A 17,754-nucleotide genomic window follows, 5' to 3' on the forward strand; every position below is an offset into this window, starting at 1 on the left:
GGATCCCGGTTCTTCGCGCCCCGAGCCCGGGCCGGACTCGCGAGGCCGCACGAGCACGCGACGCGTGACGTGCGAACTCGTGGGCCCGCATGAACAGAGCTCAGACGCCCATCTGGTCCCGGAGCGTGCCCAGGACGCGTGAGACGGCCTCCGACAGGGCCTGGTCCTTCGGGTCCAGGCCCTCACTCAGGTGCACGCGCCAGTGCGCCTCGCTGCCTCCGGGCGGCCTGCGCGCCACCAGGCGGAAACCGGTGGCCGAGTCGCCGCGGGGGTAGGGGAAGAAGCGGTTGACCAGGATGGTGGCGGTGACGCGCTCAGCCACCGTCTCGGCCATCCGGCGATAGTCGACGGCGTCCTCGGCGGGCTCGGAGCGCAGCCGGACGGTGCGCCGCCCCTCGCCCTCCTCGTCGAAGGTCAGTGTGTCCGGTGTCCACCGCGCCTGGTCGATGTTCTGCCAGGGCGCCGCGTGCCCGTCGGGCAGGTACAGGGCCAGCGTGGTGGCGACCAGGAGGGGTTCCTCGCCCTCGGCCGCGCGCACCGGAGCGCGGGCGAGCACGCGCTCGCCCCTCTCCAACCGGGCGCGGACCGATTCGGGAACCCCCTGGCGGAACAGGCCCACTAGCGGTCCTGAGGACTCTCAGACGAGCCGTTCGCGCTCGACGGTCCGCCCTCGGCCATGTGCCGCTCCCACTCGACCAGTTCCCTCTCCTCCGCCGTGGGGCGGGCGAGGAAGTCGCGCAGGGAGGTGACGGGAAGGGTGTCGACGGCCTTGTCGTAGACCGTGCGCCCGGCGTTGCTGACCTGCGCCCCGACGAGCCCGGCCACCTCCTGCACCACGGGGCTGTCGGCGACCTTCCGGGCGGTGCGGGTGAGCTGGTCGTAGCGGGCCCTGCCCGCCTTGGCGCCCAGGACGTAACCGATGGCGAGTCCGGCGGCGAAGGTGATCCGGTAGCGCATGGGCTCCCTCTCCAGGCCTTGGTGGCGTTCGGGACGGTTCGTGCCCTGACGTTACCGCGTCGTGGCCGTGGCCACACGGCCCGACACCGGTCACGAGCACTCCGAAAAGCGCGCTAGGCTAGTGGCTGTCGCCGCGGCCCCGTGAGGGAGCCGGGCGGGCGCGATCCCGCGTAGCTCAATCGGCAGAGCAGCCGGCTGTTAACCGGCAGGTTACTGGTTCGAGTCCAGTCGCGGGAGCCGAACAAGGGTCCTTCCCGGCGGGGAGGACCCTTCGTCGTGCCGCGGCGGTTCCAGAAGGTCACTTCTCCCCGATGACGTCGATCAGTTCGTCGACGATCCCGTGCCGCCCGAGCCCGATCTCCTCTCGACAGCGCTCCGGTGTGCCGTGGATCCTTCGCGGGGGCTCCCGACCACGGTGCGGGGTTCTTCGCCACGGACCGTCGCACGTGCGAGGTCGGGAGGTGGCCCGGATCGCCGAACCCGGGGGAGCCGAGGGCAAAGAATGTGTCACGAGCACCCCTCGGGAGGCGCTAGGCTAGTGGCTGTCGCCGCGGCCCCGTGAGGGAGCCGGGCGGGCGCGATCCCGCGTAGCTCAATCGGCAGAGCAGCCGGCTGTTAACCGGCAGGTTACTGGTTCGAGTCCAGTCGCGGGAGCCGAACAAGGGTCCTTCCCGGCGGGGAGGGCCCTTCGTCGTGCTTCCGGGTGCACGCTGACGCCCCTCACCCGCTGTCGGGCCGGAGGGCTCCAACGCGGGGGAGAGGGGGCGACGGGTTCAGATCCTGCCCATGCCGCCGATGATCAGTCGGCGGTTGCGGCGCGGCATCTGGTAGCAGCCGGGGACGGGCGGCGCGACGGGCAGCGTGTGCCAGCGCTGGATCTCCAGGACTCCGGGGCTGAGGATCTCCCAGCCGCCGAAGAGGGCCTCCACCTGGCCGTGGCCGCGCCACCAGCCGGAACCGAGGCTCTCGACGAAGACATCCTCCAGGCGGTCGGCGCGCAGCGCGTCCTTGGCGTACCGGCTCCGGTCGGGGCGGCAGTAGTGACTCAGGACGAGGTGGCTGCCGGGGGCGAGCGCCTCGCGCAGGGTCGCGATGTGCTCCGCCGGGTTCTCGTCGTCGGACACGTGCGGCACGACGCCGGTGAGGAGCAGCCCGACCGGTCGGTCGAGGTCGAGGAACCGGCGGGTCTCGGGGTCGCTCAGAACCCGTCCGGGTTCGGTGAGCCCTCCGTGCACGGCGGTGGTGGTGCGGCCGTCGCAGAGGAGGGCCCGGTGGTGGGTGAGCACCATGGGGTCGTCGGTGGCGTAGACGACGCGGGCCTCCGGAGCGCTCTCCCGGGCGATCTCGTGCGGGTCCCCCGGCGCGGGCAGCCCGGCCCCGAACTGGAGGAACTGCGTGATCCCCGCCTCCTCCGCCAGCTGCCGGACGGCCCGTTGGAGGAAGGCGCGCTCACCGAGCACGATCTCCTGGAAGCCGGGCGCGGCCTGGTCGGCGCGGGTGGCGAGCTCGCGGTCGCCCTCGAAGTGGTCCTTGCCCTTGAGGTGGAAGGAGCGTAGTCGCGCGATGCTGGGCTGGGCCAGATCGACGACGGGCGGCGGCTTGGCTCGGAGGTGTTTGTCCCCCGCCTGCCTCAGGAAAGGGGGGGAGGTGAATCGCGACATCGCCGTCCTCTTGTCGTGAGGTGGGGAAGTGTGCTCGACTCCTGGGATTGTATTCCTCACGGGCGGTGTTTGTTAACCGAGTCGAGGATACGGGTCGTAAAAAAACGCGCGCTCAGGGATGCCCTTGCCGCGTCCCGTGCCGTGGGTCGCTCCAATCCAGGACGACCAGGTCATATACCCCTAATGTCCATTTTGTGGGGAATCCGGAGGGGGTGGAGCGTGTGTCGCGTGGGGCCGTGCCGCCGGCCTCGCGGCCCTACGGGGTAACCGATCGCGCGCTCCCGCGGGTGTGTGGGTGGCGTGGCCGGGGGCACTTCCTCGAACACGCGTCGGAACGTGGATTGTCCACCTATGTCGCCAAAGGGCCACGGGTCGCATACGGAGCGGAGTAGAATAAGGTCGCCGCCAAAACGGTCGAATAATTCCCTGTGCACACTCGCGGCCTGCGCGAATCCACTCCGGCCGCCACGAAAGCGCAGGAAGGGCGAAGGCGCGGTCGCCGTCGAAAACCCTTCACCGCCCGCACCGTCATGTCGCGCGGCCTGAGCGGCTCCGTTCGGCCGCGCCGCGCGGTTAGCCTGGGGGGATGGACCGTCCCCACACCATCCTGAGCTGCGCCGTGTCGGTCGACGGGCGCATCGACGACACCGGCCCCGAGCGGCTCCGGCTGTCCAATGAGGCGGACTTCGCCGAGATCGACGAACTGCGGGCCGAGTGCGACGCGATCCTCGTCGGCGCCGGCACCCTGCGGGCGGACGATCCACGACTCCTCGTGCGCTCCCCGGAACTGCGCGCACGCCGTCGCGCCCAGGGCCGCCCCGGGAATCTGCTCAAGGCCGTGGTCACCCGGAGCGGGAACGTCGATCCGGCGGCCCGCCTCTTCTCGACCGGGGACGCCGGCGCGGTCGTCTACACCGGAGGCGGCGGAGTTCCCCTGGCCCGCGAGCGCCTGGCCGCGCGCCCGACCGCCGAGCCCCCCGCCGAGGTCGTGGACGCCGGAGACCCGCCCACCGCGGAGGCGATCCTGGCCGACCTGGCCGCGCGCGGCGTCGAGCGCCTGCTCGTGGAGGGCGGCGGGCACATCCACACCCTCTTCCTCACCTCGGGCCTGGTGGACGAGCTCCGCCTGGCGGTCGCCCCCTTCTTCGTGGGAGAGGGGGACGCCCCGCGCTTCGTCCTGCCCGGGGCCTTCCCGCACGGGCCCGGGGCGCCCATGCGGCTGATCGAGACCCGCGCGCTCGGCGACGTCGCCGTCCTGCGTTACCGCCTGGGGGCCGCGGAGGAGAGCAGATGACCGTCGGACCGCCCCCGGCCGAGGGCGGCGCCGACGCGTACTGGCTGCGCCGCGCCGTCGACCTCTCCCGGAATTGCCCGCCCTCGACCACGGCCTTCTCCGTCGGCGCGGTCGTGGTGGCCGCCGACGGAACCGTCCTGGGCCAGGGTTACTCCCGCCGTGACTCCCCGCGAGACCACGCCGAGGAGGTGGCCCTCAGGGAGGTGGAGGCGGACGACCCCCGTCTGGGCGGGGCCACCCTCTACTCGTCGCTGGAACCGTGCAGCGCCCGTTCCTCCCGCCCCGTGCCCTGCGCGGAGCTGGTGCTGGGTACCCCGGTCCCGCGCGTGGTCTTCGCCTGGCGCGAGCCGGAGCTGTTCGTGGACTGCGACGGCGCCGAACGGCTGCGCCGCGCGGGCCGGGACGTCGTGGAACGCCCCGACCTGGTCGGGGGCGTACGCGAGGTCAACGCCCACCTGCTGGGATAGAGGCCGGAACGCCCGGGGCGGGCGGCGCCCGAACAGAGTGGGTGCCGCGCCGGAGGCGCCGGTCGAGGGCGCCCGCTCCGCCGCTGAGCGGCCCCTCGGGCGGTGGCGGGCGACGGGCGGGCCGAAGCGAAGCGGCGGGGCCAGTGCGGACACGGCCTCAGAGCCGGTTGACGTCGGTGACCCGCACGACCGCGTGCCCCTCGGCGTCGGAGGCGGCCAGGTCGACCTCCGCGCTGATCCCCCAGTCGTGGTCGCCCGCCGGGTCGGCGAGGATCTGACGGATCCGCCAGAGCCCGTCCTCCTCCTCGATGAGCAGCAGCGCGGGGCCCCGAGCGTCGGGGCCGGTGCCGATCTCGTCGTGCTCGTCGAAGTAGTCCTCCAGGGACTCCTCCCAGGCCTCGGCGTCCCACTCGCCGTCGGTGTCCAGCTTCCCGAGGTCGACGTAGCGGCGGCGGGCGGCCAGCTCGACCCGGCGGAACATCTCGTTGCGCACCAGAACCCGGAAGGCGCGCGCGTTGGCCGTGATCGGGCGCACCCGCTCCTCGGCCTCGGCCTCCCCGTCCGGAGACTCCTCCTCCGGGTTGGTGAGCTGCTCCCACTCGTCCAGGAGGCTGGAGTCGACCTGGCGGACCAGCTCGCCGAGCCACTCCACGAGGTCGCGCAGCTCCTCGGTCTTGGCGTCGTCGGGCACGGTCTGGTTCAGGGCCTTGTAGGCGCTCGCCAGGTAGCGCAGCACCAGCCCCTCCGAGCGAGCGAGCTCGTAGAAGCCCACGTATTCGGTGAAGGTCATCGCCCGCTCGAACATGTCCCGAGCCACGGACTTGGGGCGCAGCGGGTGGTCGCCCACCCACGGATGCCCGCGCCGGTAGACCTCGTAGGCGTGGTCGAGCAGTTCCTCCAGCGGCTTGGGGTAGTCGATCTCCTCCAGCCGCTCCATCCGCTCCTCGTACTCGATCCCGTCCATCTTCATCTGCTGGACGGCCTCGCCGCGCGCCTTGTTCAACTGGGCGCCGAGGATCTGCCGTGGGTCGTCCAGCGTGGACTCCACGACGCTGAGCACGTCCAGTGGGTAGCTGGGCGACTCGGCGTCGAGCAGCTCCAGGGAGGCCAGGGCGAAGGTGGACAGCGGCTGGTTGAGCGCGAAGTCGGCCTGGAGGTCGACCGTGAGCCGTGCGGTGCGCCCCTGCTCGTCGGGCTCGGTGAGCGTCTCGACGATGCCGCCGTCCAGCAGCGACCGGTAGATGGCGATCGCTTCGCGGATGTGACGGCGCTGGGTCCTGCGGTCGTCGTGGTTCTCCGTGAGCAGGTGCCGCATGGCGGTGAAGCAGTTGCCGGGGCGGCCGATCACGCTGAGCAGCATCGCGTTGCTGACCCGGAACCGGGAGGTCAGCGGTTCGGGCTCGGCGTCGATGAGCTTGTCGAAGGTGGCCTTGTCCCAGGAGACGAACCCCTCGGGAGCCTTCTTGCGCACGACCTTGCGCCGCTTCTTGGCGTCGTCGCCCGCCTTGGCCAGCGCCTTCTCGTTCTCGATGACGTGCTCGGGCGCCTGGGCGACCACGTTGCCGACGGTGTCGAACCCGGCCCGCCCGGCCCGCCCGGCGATCTGATGGAACTCGCGGGCGCGCAGCCGCCGGACGCGCGTGCCGTCGTACTTGCTCAGGGCGGTGAACAGCACGGTGCGGATGGGCACGTTGACGCCCACCCCCAGGGTGTCGGTGCCGCAGATGACCTTGAGCAGTCCGGCCTGGGCCAGCCGCTCGACCAGCCGCCGGTACTTGGGCAGCATGCCCGCGTGGTGGACGCCGATGCCGTGCCGTACGTAGCGGGACAGGTTGCGGCCGAACCTCGTGGTGAAGCGGAAGTTGCCGATCTCCTCGGCGATCGCTGCCTTCTCCGCCTTGGTGCACATGTTGATGCTGGTCAGCGACTGCGCCCGCTCAACCGCCTGCGCCTGCGTGAAGTGCACGATGTACACGGGCGCCTGGCCGGTGGACAGGAGCTCCTCCAGCGTCTCGTGCAGGGGCGTGGCCCGGTAGTCGTAGTAGAGCGGGACGGGACGCTCGGCGGAGGCGACCACCGCGGTGGAGCGGCCGGTGCGCCGGTTGAGGTCCTCCTCGAACCGTGTGACGTCGCCCAGGGTGGCCGACATGAGCAGGAACTGGCACTGCGGCAGTTCCAGAAGGGGCACCTGCCAGGCCCATCCGCGGTCGGGCTCGGCGTAGAAGTGGAACTCGTCCATGACCACGGTGCCGATGTCGGCGCGGTCGCCCTCGGCGAGCGCGATCTGCGCCAGGACCTCGGCCGTGCAGCAGATGATGGGGGCGTCGGCGTTGACGCTGGCGTCGCCGGTCATCATGCCGACGTTGTCGGTGCCGAAGATCTTGCACAGGTCGAAGAACTTCTCCGAGACCAAGGCCTTGATCGGAGCGGTGTAGAACGCGCACTCATCGCGGGCCAGCGCCGCGAACAGCGCGCCCGTGGCCACCATGCTCTTGCCGGAGCCGGTGGGGGTGTTGAGGATGACGTTGGACCCGGAGACGACCTCGATGAGGGCCTCCTCCTGGTGCGGGTAGAGGGTGAGGCCCCGCTCCTCGGCCCACAAAGCGAACGCCTCGAAGAGGGAGTCGGGGTCGGGTTCGGCCGGAAGCACATCAATGAGACTCACGCTTCCTATACTGCCCGCTCTCACGCACCCTTCGGGACGGTCGCTCCTCGGGCGCCCCGCCGAACGGCGAAGGGCGCGCCCCGAGGGAGGCGCGCCCCGCTGGTTCCGGTCCTTCGCTGGGACCGTCAGCCCCTTGGGGCCATCGCTCCGTGTGCCGGGAGCCTAGACCAGGCCGAGCTTGCGGACGGTGTCGCGCTCCTCGACGAGCTCCTGGACGGAGGCGTCGATGCGCGCGCGGGAGAAGTCGTCGATCTCCAGGCCCTGGACGATCTCCCACTTGCCGTTCTTGGACACGACCGGGAAGGAGGAGATGAGGCCCTCGGGAACGCCGTAGGAGCCGTCAGAGGGGATGGCGGCGGACGTCCAGTCGCCCTCGGGGGTGCCGTTGACCCAGTCGTAGACGTGGTCGATGGCGGCGTTGGCGGCGGAGGCGGCCGAGGAGGCGCCCCGGGCCTCGATGATCGCGGCGCCGCGCTTGGCGACGGTCGGGATGAAGTCGTTCTCCAGCCAGGCCTGGTCGTCGACGGCCTTGGCGGCGTTGGCGCCGTTGACCTCGGCGTGGAACACGTCCGGGTACTGCGTGGCGGAGTGGTTGCCCCAGATCGTGAGCTTCTTGATGTCGTTGATCGACACGTTGAGCTTCTTGGCGAGCTGGGTGAGCGCGCGGTTGTGGTCGAGGCGGGTCATCGCGGTGAAGCGCTCGGCCGGGACGTCCGGCGCGTGGCTCTGGGCGATGAGGGCGTTGGTGTTGGCCGGGTTGCCGACCACCAGGACGCGGACGTCGTCGGCGGCGCCCGCGTTGATCGCCTCACCCTGCGGCTTTAAGATGCCGCCGTTGGCCTCCAGCAGGTCGCCGCGCTCCATGCCCTTGCCGCGCGGGCGGGCACCGACGAGCAGACCCACGTTGGTGCCCTCGAAGGCCTGGCGGGCGTCGTCGAAGATGTCGATGCCCTGGAGGAGCGGGAACGCGCAGTCGTCCAGCTCCATGGCCGTGCCCTCGGCGGCCTTGACGGCCTGCGGGATCTCCAGCAGACGCAGCTTCACCGGGGTGTCGGCCCCCAGCAGCTGACCGGAGGCGATCCGGAACAGCAGGGCATAGCCGATCTGGCCAGCGGCGCCGGTGACGGTGACGTTGACGGGTACTTGGGCCATGACGTGAACTCTCCTGACGACGAAGTGCGACCCGCGATGTTACCAACGGGTACGAAGCGGCGTCCGTGCCGGGGCGCTGGGGTCCGACCAGGCGCGCGCCGCACCTCACCACCCTAGACCGACCGTGCCCGGGGCGTGCGACCCAGGTACGGGGAAGGCGGCCACGCCCAGATGGGACCGTGCGTCAATCTCCCGTGGGCCACGGATTTACGGCGCGGAAACGTCGGACGCACCCTGTTAGGATGACGTTTGCCGAACGACGGCGGGCCGGTAGCTCAGCTGGTTAGAGCAGGGGACTCATAATCCCTGGGTCGCGGGTTCGAGTCCTGCCCGGCCTACCCCCTTGTCGAACGCGAAATCGGGTGTCGTCGACCCGTGCCCACGGGTCGACGACAGGGGGACATCGGACTGATGTCCCCCTTTTTCGCATTTGTGCGGGATTGTCGCCCTCGCTGGGTCGGCCCCGCAACGGATGGCGGCCGCCCCCGGCGCGTCGGCCGCTACTTCACCCAGGTGACGTTGAACGGGTAGGCGAACGGTTGCCCCTCGTTGGCGGCCTGCCCGGCCCTGATGCCCATGACCACCGAGAAGACCCACGCCGCGAGCCAGGTCAGGTAGCCGATGAGCACGACCATGAGCACGGCGGAGACCAGGTACACGATCAGCATGACGAGCTGGAAGTTCAGGGCGGCGAGCGCCTGCTGGCGGGCGTACGGGGAGTCGTCCTTCTTGATCACCCAGATGATGAGCGGGACGACCCACCCGAAGACGCCGCCGCCCACGTGGGCGAAGAAGGCCATCTGCTTGTCGTCCGGGTTGGGCTGGCCGCCGTAACCCGGCTGGCCGCCGTACCACTGCTGCTGGTCGTACGGGGAGGGGTGGCCCCCCTGCGGGGGCGGGCCGTAGCCGGGCTGACCCTGGGGCTGCCCCGGGTGGGGGTGGCCACCGGGCTGAGCCGGGTAGCCGCCGCTCTGGTACCCCGGCGGAGGGGTGTAGCCGCCGGTTCCGCCCTGGTGGCCGGGCTGGTTCCCCTGGCCGTAGGGGTCGCCCGGTGGGGGAGTGTTGGGGTGGGACATGGATGTCTCCTTCACGTGGATGTGGGACGAGGTGTTGCGGTCCTACCTCAGCAGACGGTCGCACACCGGGTATCGGTTCCGGATATCCCCGTGCGGATGTGCGCGGGTGGCGGGGCGGGGTCGGCCCGCGGCTTGTGGGNTCGTGACCATCATTCCAGGAGCGTGGTCCCGTGGCCGCCGGACGCGTGCCTTCCGTGCGCGGAGGACGCGCCCGCCACACCTCGGACGTCCCGGCATTTCGTGGTGGGAACAGGTGTACCACACATATCCGCAAAACGTGAGAATCATTCATGAACTCCGCACGGCACAGTGCATTATGTTTGGTTGGTTATTCATTATGTGGATTCCCGTGTGTTCTCCCTGGCCTTCCGTCCCGTCCGTACCGTGCCTGATGTCGTGTTCCTCCCTTCCGTTTCGGATGCACGCCTTAGACTGGCGATCTGCCCAGGGCGGTGGTGTCCCACGTCTCATCAACCCCAGTGCGCCCCGCACCGTCCTCTATGTCGGTGACACGTGGATCAGTGGAGAGGCGAGTGGTGAACGCGGGCAGGAGACGGCGGCGTGCACGGACCGGGCGTCGGGGACGGCTTCCCTCCCGCCTCGCGCGTGCCGGAGCAGCCCTGGTCGTGGTCGCGCTCGTTGCCGTGGTCGTCCACGTCCTCCCCCGAGAACCCGAACCCCGGTCGTTCGAGCACCGGCCGATCGCACCGGAGGCCTTCGCCGACCTCGTCGACAGCGTGGGCATCACCCGTGACGGTGCCGCACTCACCGGGGACCTCGACGGCGCGGGCAACAGCCTGTCCGCGTGGACCCTGGCCGAGGCCGGGTGGCACCCCGGCGGTGAGGTCACCGTCCTGGGCGTCCCGATCGACCTGCCCTCCTACGGTGACGGGCGCCCCGACCACCTGGTCTGTCGCGGCCAGCTCGTGGCCCTGGAGGAGGAACGCGTACGGTCGGTCGCCTTCCTCGTCACCGCGACCCGCAGCGACGATCTCGACGCCCCCGTCCTCGGTACCGGCCGCGTGGTCTACGCCGACGGCACGGAGGAGGAGTTCACCCTCTCCGTGCCCGACTGGGCGACGGGACCCGCGGCTGACGCCGTCCTCTCCCTCCCCTACACCAACTCCACCTCCCTGTTCGGTCGCAGCGCGGTGGGCGGTGCGCGCCTGTACGCCCGAACGGTTCCGGTCGACCCGCTGCGCGAGGTCTCCCACGTGGTGCTGCCCCGCGGACCGGTCGGCGGTGACATCCAGGTCTTCGCGGTGGAGGGGACGCCTGTGGGCGACGACTGGGTCGGCACCTGGTCCCGGGCCACCTCCGCCCTGTTGGAGGTCGGTCCCTGGGAGGACCAGACTCTGCGCCTGGTCGTGCGTACCAGCACCGGCGGCACGGGCGCGCGCATCCGCCTCGACAACACGTTCGCGGACCGGGCCGTCACCATCGGGGCCGCCTCCCTGGCCTTGCGCGGAACCGGCGCCGGCACGGAGGGCGCGGCGGTTCCGCTCACCTTCGACGGCGACTCCCGGGCCGTCATCCCGGCCGGGGGACAGCTCTTCAGCGACCCGGTCGCGATCGGCCTGCCCGCCGACACCGAGCTCCTGGTGAGCATGTACCTGCCGGGGCACGTGAGGAGCGCTCCAGTCCACTACGCGGCCGTGGACACCGGTTTCACGAGCGCTCCGGGGACCGGGGACCGCACCCTGGACACCAGCGGGGCCCCGTTCACCGGATTCGTCACCCAGTGGCCGTTCCTGACCGGGGTGGAGGTCCTCGGCGCGCCGGGCGCGGTCGTCACGGTCGGTGACTCCATCACCGACGGCGTCGGCGCCACCCGCGACGCCCACGCCCGCTGGCCCGACGTGCTCAGTGAACGGTTGGCCGCCCAGGACGGCATCCCCCACCTCGGGGTGCTGAACACGGGCGTGGCCGGGAACCAGGTCGTCAGCGACGTCTACCCGGGCGAGGGGCTGGGCGCCCCCGCNACGGGACGTGCTGGCCCAGAACGGAGTGGACACCGTCGTCGTCTTCGCCGGGATCAACGATCTGCGGTGGGGGGTGCCCGCGCGAAGGGTGATCACCGGACTCGAGGAGATCGCCGTGCTCGGCCGGGAACGGGGGTTGCGGGTCTTCGTGGCCACCCTCGCTCCCTGCGGGGGCGAGCGCCTGTGCACATCGCGGGTGGACCGGGCCCGCCAGGAGGTCAACGCCCACCTGCGGGCGCAGGCGACCGCGCCGGACTCCGTGTACGACGGGGTGTGGGACTTCGACCTGGTGTTGCGGGACCCGGCCGATCCGACGCGTCTGCTGCCCGCCTACGACTCCGGTGACCACCTGCATCCGGGAGACGCCGGGCTGCGCGCGATCGCCGAGTCCGTGGATCTGTACGCGCTGGTCGGGGGCTGACGTCCGAGCTTCGCGCGGTTCCGGTCAGCGAGGGCAGCCCAGGTGGTGGTGGATCACCAGATCGACGTAGACCGCGCCCAGGTCGTCCAGGCTCAGGCCGCCGTCGGGGTCGTACCAGTGCAGGAGCGAGTCGAGCGTCTCCAGGACCTCGTCGGCGGTCCTGCCGGGATCGAGGATGTCGAAGTCACCCGAGACGACGCCGTCCGCGATGATGGTGCGGAGGTGCTCACGGTAGGCACGAGTGAGACAGGTGATGTCCCGGTGTCGGGAGGGGTGGACCGCACGCAGGACCGGCAGCAATTCCTGCCCGAGCGCGGTCGCCGCGCGGTGCTTCCACCCGATCTCGACGTGCCGTTCGACCAGCCGCGCCACGCGTTCCAGCGCGGAGGCGCCGGTGTCGTCCGTGTCCAACTGCCCGTCGACCCGCTCGTGGGTGGAGCGTAGGACGACCGCGTAGGCCAGGTCGAAGCGCGTCGGGAAGGCGCGTCTGAGGGAGGCGGCGTCGGCCCCGGTCTCGGCCGCGATGTGCGCGGTCAGGTCGGACATGGCGATGCCGCGTGAGCCGTGCTCGGCGAACAGGCGTGCCGCGCAGTCCAGGACGGGGGCCGTGGTGCGGAGGGCGTGAGGGGAGGTCTCGGCCGTCATCTGTCGTTGGTGTCTCGTCGATCGGAATGCGCCGCGGAGGCGGGCAGCGCGGGGACTGATTCGGTGGGAATCCGTTCCGAGGGTATCCTCAGCGCGTCGTCGCGACGGGTGGAATGCAGGAAGTCGGCGTGGAATCGTGTAGTTATGCGGCACGTGGTGTTGATGTGCCCGTTCCCAGGCGAATGGGGGCACGAAACCCGTTCCGCACGTGGTTCGACGCCCCCAGTCGATGCTGTTGACCTGCTGAATCCGCTCTTGGTCAGGCGGATTCGGCGGTTTGTCGGCCCTCCTTCTCGGCGTCCTTCGTCAGTGAGGTCAGGTCCTCGATCCGTTCCGTGGCGAGCGCGTCGACCCCCATTCCAACGTACCGAGCCATTTCCGGAAACTCATTCACGTTCCACACGGCCACGCGATATCCGAAACGGTGGATCTCGCCGATCCGTTCACGGTTCAGGAAGGTGTTCCGCACTCCGAGGTAGGTCGGGTGCAGCGTCCGCGCCACGTCTTCCGGGGGCAGGCCGGGCTGGTCCCACGCCAGGAGCAGCGGCGCCTCGGAACTCCGTGATCGCAGTGCGCCCAGTGTCTCGACGGAACCGGTGAAGAGGACCCGGTCGGCCAGCCCCCGCTCGCGCAGAAGGGCGTCCGCGGCCAGCACGGCGTCCGGTGCGGCGGCGTCGATCAGCAGGGGCGGGGCGACCCCGGGACGGAACTCCCCCAGCACCTCCATCAGGGTGGGGACGCGCCGCTCCACGTCGTCCCGGGCGGCCGCGAGCTCGGCCAGGGTGAGGTCGGTGACCGGGCGGGGCGGGGCGCCCGGTGCGGTGGCGACGCGTTCGTCGACCAGGACGGGATATCCGTCCGAGCTCAGGTGGACGTCGACCTTGACCAGGTCGGCTCCTGCGCGCCACGCTGATCGCAGGGCGGGGAGGGTGTTCCCCGGGAAATGTGCGGTGTCTCCGCTCAGTGCGATGGACAACGTCATGGTGACAGGGTGGCAAAGTCGGCGGCCGTACGTGGTGCAAACAGGAAAAACGTCGACCAAGACGGACTGGCACCATGGATCGCGGAGCCCGGTGGCCGGGGCGGCGCATCCGGTCCTCCGTTCGCTCGTGTGGCCGCGGGTGCGGTCACTGCGAGCCGTGTCACGTCGTCAGACCGCTGTCCTGGTCCCTCGACCTGGGAAACTCTGTTACATGGCGTCGTATCCGCACGGCGTTCCCCTGTCGGCCCTTGAGTGTGAGGCGAGCGATGATCCCGGACCAGCGACGAGAGCACATCCTGAAGCTCCTTCAGGAGCGTCACGTGTTGAGCATCAACGAGCTCACGTCGATGCTGTCCGTGTCCCACATGACGGTCCGGCGTGACATCCAGGCCCTGGAGAACGACGGCAAGGTCCTGTCGGTGACGGGCGGCGTGCGGCTGGCGGCGCGGCTCAAGAGCGAGCCGTCCTACCTGGCCAAGGCGCAACTGGAGGTGCCCGCCAAGCGGGCGATAGCGCGCGCGGCCGCCGAACTCGTGCGGGAGAACTTCACCATCTACCTGGACGCGGGGACCACCACGCTCCAGATGGTCCCGCTGCTCACCGACAAGGTCGGCCTGACCGTCATCACCAGCGACTTCAACGTCGTCGGGCACCTGATGGAGTACCCGGGGATCGAGCTGATCCACACCGGTGGCGTGGTGTCGCACTCCGACCACTCGTCAGTGGGCCAGTTCACCGCCGACTTCCTGCGCAAGGTCAACGTCGATCTCGCCTTCATCGCCAGCAGCTCCTGGGATTCCGAGCGCGGTTCGACGACCCCCTCGGAGGCGAAGGTCATCGCCAAGCAGGAGTTGCTGCGCATCGCCTCCAAGAGCGTGCTGACCGTCGACAGCACCAAGTACGGCAAGTTCGGCACGTTCAGGGTGGCGAGCCTGGAGCAGTTCGACCTGATCATCACCGACGACCGGCTGCCGCGCTCGGCCGTGGACGAGCTGGCCGAGCGGGACGTGCGCCTGAAGCTGGTGGAGTGCGAGTGAGTCGCTTCTAGGCCGTGTTCACTCGGGCCTCCGCTCCGCTTCGACCTGGGAGGAGCGGCGGCTCAGTCCTCGTCGTCGTCGAGCTCGGCCGGGGCGAAGAGCGCCAGCTCGGTGCCGTCGGGGTCGAAGAAGACGAGGGTGGAGCCGTCGGCGTCGTGGCTGGCGGGGGTGTGCTCGACGTCCATCCTGGTGAACCGGTCCTCCCATGCCTCCAACTCGCCCAGGTTGCTCACCTGGAGGACGAGGCGGTCGAGGCCGCAGCGGCGGTGGTCGAACTTCCCCTTGAAGTTGTCCCGGTGCTGGACCAGGTCCAGCAGGAACCCGCAGGAGTGACGGCACTCGGTGCGCAGGGTGCCGTTCTCGTCCTCGCTGCGCAGCTCCTTGAATCCCAGGACCGAGCGGTAGAAGCGCACGCTCTCGTCGCGGTCACGGACGGAGAGGGTGACGCGGGAGAGTCCGCAGATCTGGGGCACCTTGACCTCTCTTCGCCGTCGGCCGGACCTGGGTTTCATGGTGGTCAGTAGATCGAGCACGGTCATCGAGCCTAGGGCCGATCAGACGGTGCCTTGCCACGCCTTAACGCGTGCTTAACACATGATGTTCCGAGGGTCACGTGCCACCGTTCCCACGTGTCGCGGAGACCGCCTCCCGGGGGTCCGTGGAATCCGCCTCCGTATCGCCCCTTCGCACGTACCAACGGCTCCGCATCACCAGCGTGTTGACCGCGACCGCGACGAGCGCACCCGCGGTGGCCAGGGCGAACGCTCCTTGGTGGCCGTAGGCGTCGGCGAGCGATCCGGCCACGATCGACCCCACCGACTGGCCCAGGATGAGGAAGCTCAGGATGAGCGCCATCGACTGTGACATCCGGCTCGGCGGAGCCGCCCGCTCGATCAGCCCGAACAGGCTCACCAGGTGCGGGCCGATCGCCACGCCGAGCGCCAGGATGGCCAAGGAGAGGCCGGTGGCCCCGTCCGCCAGGTAGAGCGGGAACGTGAGCAGGAACAGCGCGCCCGCGGCGACCCGGACCCGTGCGGGCAGGGTGAACGCGACGGGCAGGGACGCCATCATGAGACCGGCGACCGCGCTGCTGGAACCCTGGAGGGCGTACATCAGTCCGGACAGGTCGCCGTGGCCGGAGTCGGTGGCGAACGCGGTCACGCCGGTGGACATGCCTCCGAAGAACAAGCCCTGACAGAACATGGGGACGGCGATCACCATGAGGGCGGGCGTGGCGATCCTGCCGCCCGCCCCCCGTACCGGCGGTGTCCCCGGCGGCGCGGTCGGGTGCAGCGCGAACACGGCCCCGAACACCCCGATGAGCACGGCGGCGCCCAGAACGCTGGCCGAGGGGGAGAGGGTGACGGTGAGCACGCCGACCAGGGCCGGGCCCAGGACGAAGGCGGCCTCGTCCAGCACCCCCTCGACCGACATCGCCGCCGCGAGGGAGCGTTCGCGGTCGGCCCCGCGCCGGTCGGCGGCCCGGATGAGGCCCACCCACCGGGTGCGGGCCATGGGGCCGATCTGGGGCATGCACAGGCCCGACAGGGCGGCGAGCACGGTCAGGACGGCGGGTGACCGGTCCGCCGAGACCGCCGCCACGAGGAGACCGATGAGGACGGCGTCCACGAGCGCGGTGGCCAGAACCGGCCGCCGCTGCCCGTGGCGGGCGGGGAAGCNCCACGGTCTCGCCCAACGCGAAGGCGCCGCTGACGACCCCGGCCACGGCCACACTGCCGGTGGCGGAGGTGACCAGGGTCAGCAGGCCGATGAGGGCCATGGAGACGGGGAGCCGGGCCAGGAACGTGGCCGTCAACAGCGGCCAACCGGCGATCGCATCCATGCGTCGCAGCGTTTCCAGTGGTGACATCCGCTCCCCGTCCCCGCCCTTCCTGCCCGTCTCCCGGAGGCCGCCGCGCGAAGGAGTGGACACCCTCGACGGACGCCTTCGGCGCGGTGGCTCTCTAGGGATTGCAGCACGGAGGCTTGAACACGGACAATCGTCGGAGAGACCAAAATTCATCCCATGATATGGCCGTTTCGGGTCGGATCTCGTGGGTCCGTACGTCCAGTGCACGTCAGCGACGTGACGAAGGTGGTGTGAACCTCTGACTTTCGCTGGTTCCACCCCCTCCGGACTGACTGTGTAGGTTCGTCCGCATGGACTTCTCCGAGCCGCTTCGGGCCCTGCGCCACGCCCTGCGGCCGCTGCCCGGCTGGCCGAACCGGCGCGCGCTCACACGCGACGCCGTTCTGGCCGCCCTGGTCGGTGTGGGCCTGTTCCTGGAGGCCGCCGCGGCGTGGGGCCGAGGGGACACGGACCCCGGATCGATCCTCGTCCTCCACACGGCCCTGTTCGCGGTCGGGCTCCTGGTGATCGTGCTCACTCGCCTGTACCCCGTCCTCGCGGTGATCGTGGTCCTGTTCGGGGGGCTGACGTCGATGACCTTGGGGGTCCTGGTACCCGGCGCCGCCTTCCTCCTCGGGCGCCGCTCCCCGAGCCTGTGGCCCGCGGTCACCGTCTTCGCCACCGGCACCGCGGTCTGGCTGGCCGTCCTGGTCACGGTGTGGTCGGGCGACGTCGACGCCTGGACGATCACCGTCATCACTCTGGTCTTCTACCTCGTCGTGCCATGGCTGATCGGCGTCTACCGGCGCCAGCACGCGGCGCTGACCGCCGCCGGGTGGGAGCACGCCCGCCACATCCAACGCGAGCACCGGCTGGCGGAGGAACAGGTACGACTACGCGAACGCTCACGGATCGCCCAGGACATGCACGACTCGCTCGGCCACGAACTCAGCCTCATCGCCCTGCGCGCCGGAGCACTGGAGGTCACGCCGGACCTGGCCGACGAACACCGCCGCGCCGTCGCCGAACTGCGGGCCGACGCGGTCAACGCGACCACACACCTGCGGGAGATCATCGGCGTTCTGCGCGCCGACGCCGAACCCGCCCCCATGGCTCCCGCCGACGAGGGCGTGCCCGCACTGGTCGAACGGGCCCGCGACTCCGGTATGCGCGTCATGCTCGTACGCGACGGTGACGTGTCCGATCTGCCGCCGATGGTCGGCCGGGCCGCGCACCGGGTGGTCCAGGAGGCCGTCACCAACGCCGCCAAGTACGCGCCGGACGCCTCGGTCACCGTGTGGCTCGGCGTGGGTGACACGGCCCTGGAGGTGCGGATCACCAACGCCCCGCCGGTCGGCGTCCTACCGGAGACCCCCGAGGGCGGGGGCCGGGGCCTGATCGGACTGCGCGAGCGCGTCCGGGTGGCCGGAGGGTCGTTCACCGCGGGGCCGCGCGACGGCGGTTGGGAGGTGGCCGCGACCCTACCGCTCGGGGACACGGTCCCCGTCGCCTCGGCGGACGACACCGCGCATGAGCGGTCGGACGACATCGACCGGCTGGAGCGGG

At 70.6% G+C, this 17,754-nt stretch carries 13 protein-coding genes, 3 tRNA genes and 3 pseudogenes; 9 read left to right on the plus strand and 10 right to left on the minus strand.

Annotation, left to right across the window (positions count from 1 at the left end; translation table 11 throughout):
- Positions 1–100: 100 nt before the first annotated feature.
- Entirely contained in the window at positions 101–619 is a 519-nt protein-coding gene (locus tag D471_RS0116355; protein WP_017599620.1) for a hypothetical protein, read from the minus strand.
- Positions 619–957 (minus strand): hypothetical protein, encoded by a 339-nt coding sequence (locus D471_RS0116360; protein ID WP_017599621.1) that lies wholly within the window; start codon positions 955–957, stop codon positions 619–621. The genes D471_RS0116355 and D471_RS0116360 overlap by 1 nt, the downstream gene beginning before the upstream one ends.
- A 164-nt stretch (positions 958–1,121) precedes the next feature.
- On the opposite strand from D471_RS0116360, the gene D471_RS0116365 reads away from it, so the two are divergent.
- Positions 1,122–1,194 (plus strand) — tRNA-Asn (locus tag D471_RS0116365).
- A gap of 344 nt (positions 1,195–1,538) precedes the next feature.
- Positions 1,539–1,611: transfer RNA gene (locus D471_RS0116370), tRNA-Asn, on the plus strand.
- 119 nt (positions 1,612–1,730) lie between these two features.
- Here D471_RS0116370 and D471_RS0116375 read toward each other — a convergent pair.
- Complete coding sequence (locus D471_RS0116375; RefSeq protein WP_017599622.1) at positions 1,731–2,618, minus strand: SAM-dependent methyltransferase; 888 nt, start codon at positions 2,616–2,618, stop codon at positions 1,731–1,733.
- 586 nt (positions 2,619–3,204) lie between these two features.
- Here D471_RS0116375 and D471_RS0116380 point away from each other — a divergent pair.
- Both D471_RS0116380 and D471_RS0116385 read left to right on the plus strand, forming a co-directional pair.
- Complete coding sequence (locus tag D471_RS0116380) at positions 3,205–3,912, plus strand: RibD family protein (RefSeq protein WP_017599623.1); 708 nt, start codon at positions 3,205–3,207, stop codon at positions 3,910–3,912.
- On the plus strand, positions 3,909–4,379 hold the full coding sequence (locus D471_RS0116385; RefSeq protein ID WP_017599624.1) for a deaminase: 471 nt from the start codon (positions 3,909–3,911) through the stop codon (positions 4,377–4,379). Before D471_RS0116380 ends, D471_RS0116385 begins: the two co-directional genes overlap by 4 nt.
- 157 nt (positions 4,380–4,536) lie before the next feature.
- On the opposite strand, the gene D471_RS0116390 is transcribed toward D471_RS0116385, so the two are convergent.
- Together D471_RS0116390 and D471_RS0116395 are read right to left on the minus strand one after the other, a co-directional pair.
- Positions 4,537–7,029: a DEAD/DEAH box helicase gene (locus tag D471_RS0116390; RefSeq protein WP_017599625.1), complete on the minus strand. Its 2,493-nt coding sequence runs from the start codon at positions 7,027–7,029 to the stop codon at positions 4,537–4,539.
- Positions 7,030–7,206: 177 nt separating this feature from the next.
- Entirely contained in the window at positions 7,207–8,196 is a 990-nt protein-coding gene (locus D471_RS0116395) for a malate dehydrogenase (protein WP_017599626.1), read from the minus strand.
- Positions 8,197–8,460: 264 nt separating this feature from the next.
- Here D471_RS0116395 and D471_RS0116400 point away from each other — a divergent pair.
- Positions 8,461–8,534: transfer RNA gene (locus tag D471_RS0116400), tRNA-Ile, on the plus strand.
- Between the two features lie 162 nt (positions 8,535–8,696).
- Here the strand turns inward: D471_RS0116400 and D471_RS0116405 are convergent.
- Entirely contained in the window at positions 8,697–9,272 is a 576-nt protein-coding gene (locus tag D471_RS0116405; RefSeq protein ID WP_017599627.1) for a DUF4870 domain-containing protein, read from the minus strand.
- A 1,607-nt stretch (positions 9,273–10,879) separates the two neighbouring features.
- Here D471_RS0116405 and D471_RS42495 point away from each other — a divergent pair.
- Together D471_RS42495 and D471_RS42500 are read left to right on the plus strand one after the other, a co-directional pair.
- A pseudogene (locus D471_RS42495) lies at positions 10,880–11,152 on the plus strand (SGNH/GDSL hydrolase family protein); the annotation flags it as partial.
- A gap of 100 nt (positions 11,153–11,252) precedes the next feature.
- Positions 11,253–11,675, plus strand: a pseudogene (locus tag D471_RS42500) (GDSL-type esterase/lipase family protein); the annotation flags it as partial.
- Positions 11,676–11,699: 24 nt separating this feature from the next.
- Here D471_RS42500 and D471_RS0116415 read toward each other — a convergent pair.
- Together D471_RS0116415 and D471_RS0116420 are read right to left on the minus strand one after the other, a co-directional pair.
- The gene (locus D471_RS0116415) at positions 11,700–12,320 is read right to left on the minus strand and encodes a TetR/AcrR family transcriptional regulator (RefSeq protein ID WP_017599628.1); all 621 of its coding nucleotides are present in this window, start codon (positions 12,318–12,320) and stop codon (positions 11,700–11,702) included.
- Between the two features lie 259 nt (positions 12,321–12,579).
- Positions 12,580–13,302 (minus strand): glycerophosphodiester phosphodiesterase, encoded by a 723-nt coding sequence (locus tag D471_RS0116420; protein ID WP_017599629.1) that lies wholly within the window; start codon positions 13,300–13,302, stop codon positions 12,580–12,582.
- Positions 13,303–13,568: 266 nt separating this feature from the next.
- On the opposite strand from D471_RS0116420, the gene D471_RS0116425 reads away from it, so the two are divergent.
- Positions 13,569–14,339 (plus strand): DeoR/GlpR family DNA-binding transcription regulator, encoded by a 771-nt coding sequence (locus D471_RS0116425; protein ID WP_017599630.1) that lies wholly within the window; start codon positions 13,569–13,571, stop codon positions 14,337–14,339.
- Between the two features lie 62 nt (positions 14,340–14,401).
- On the opposite strand, the gene D471_RS0116430 is transcribed toward D471_RS0116425, so the two are convergent.
- Both D471_RS0116430 and D471_RS34720 read right to left on the minus strand, forming a co-directional pair.
- On the minus strand, positions 14,402–14,851 hold the full coding sequence (locus D471_RS0116430; RefSeq protein ID WP_241479638.1) for a VOC family protein: 450 nt from the start codon (positions 14,849–14,851) through the stop codon (positions 14,402–14,404).
- A 97-nt stretch (positions 14,852–14,948) separates the two neighbouring features.
- Positions 14,949–16,209 (minus strand): annotated as a pseudogene (locus D471_RS34720) (MFS transporter).
- Positions 16,210–16,499: 290 nt separating this feature from the next.
- Here D471_RS34720 and D471_RS0116440 point away from each other — a divergent pair.
- On the plus strand, positions 16,500–17,754 hold a 1,255-nt coding region (locus D471_RS0116440; protein ID WP_026127789.1), incomplete at its 3' end, for a sensor histidine kinase.

This window comes from Nocardiopsis lucentensis DSM 44048, assembly GCF_000341125.1.
GTDB classification, from domain to species: Bacteria; Actinomycetota; Actinomycetes; order Streptosporangiales; family Streptosporangiaceae; genus Nocardiopsis; species Nocardiopsis lucentensis.

Excerpts from the sequence above, each read along its gene's own strand:
- D471_RS0116415 (WP_017599628.1), bottom strand. The coding sequence starts at position 12,320 with ATGACGGCCGAGACCTCCCCTCACGCCCTCCGCACCACGGCCCCCGTC.
- D471_RS0116360 (WP_017599621.1), bottom strand. The coding sequence starts at position 957 with ATGCGCTACCGGATCACCTTCGCCGCCGGACTCGCCATCGGTTACGTC.
- D471_RS0116380 (WP_017599623.1), top strand. The coding sequence starts at position 3,205 with ATGGACCGTCCCCACACCATCCTGAGCTGCGCCGTGTCGGTCGACGGG.
- D471_RS0116405 (WP_017599627.1), bottom strand. The coding sequence starts at position 9,272 with ATGTCCCACCCCAACACTCCCCCACCGGGCGACCCCTACGGCCAGGGG.
- D471_RS0116395 (WP_017599626.1), bottom strand. The coding sequence starts at position 8,196 with ATGGCCCAAGTACCCGTCAACGTCACCGTCACCGGCGCCGCTGGCCAG.
- D471_RS0116420 (WP_017599629.1), bottom strand. The coding sequence starts at position 13,302 with ATGACGTTGTCCATCGCACTGAGCGGAGACACCGCACATTTCCCGGGG.
- D471_RS0116430 (WP_241479638.1), bottom strand. The coding sequence starts at position 14,851 with ATGAAACCCAGGTCCGGCCGACGGCGAAGAGAGGTCAAGGTGCCCCAG.
- D471_RS0116375 (WP_017599622.1), bottom strand. The coding sequence starts at position 2,618 with ATGTCGCGATTCACCTCCCCCCCTTTCCTGAGGCAGGCGGGGGACAAA.
- D471_RS0116425 (WP_017599630.1), top strand. The coding sequence starts at position 13,569 with ATGATCCCGGACCAGCGACGAGAGCACATCCTGAAGCTCCTTCAGGAG.
- D471_RS0116385 (WP_017599624.1), top strand. The coding sequence starts at position 3,909 with ATGACCGTCGGACCGCCCCCGGCCGAGGGCGGCGCCGACGCGTACTGG.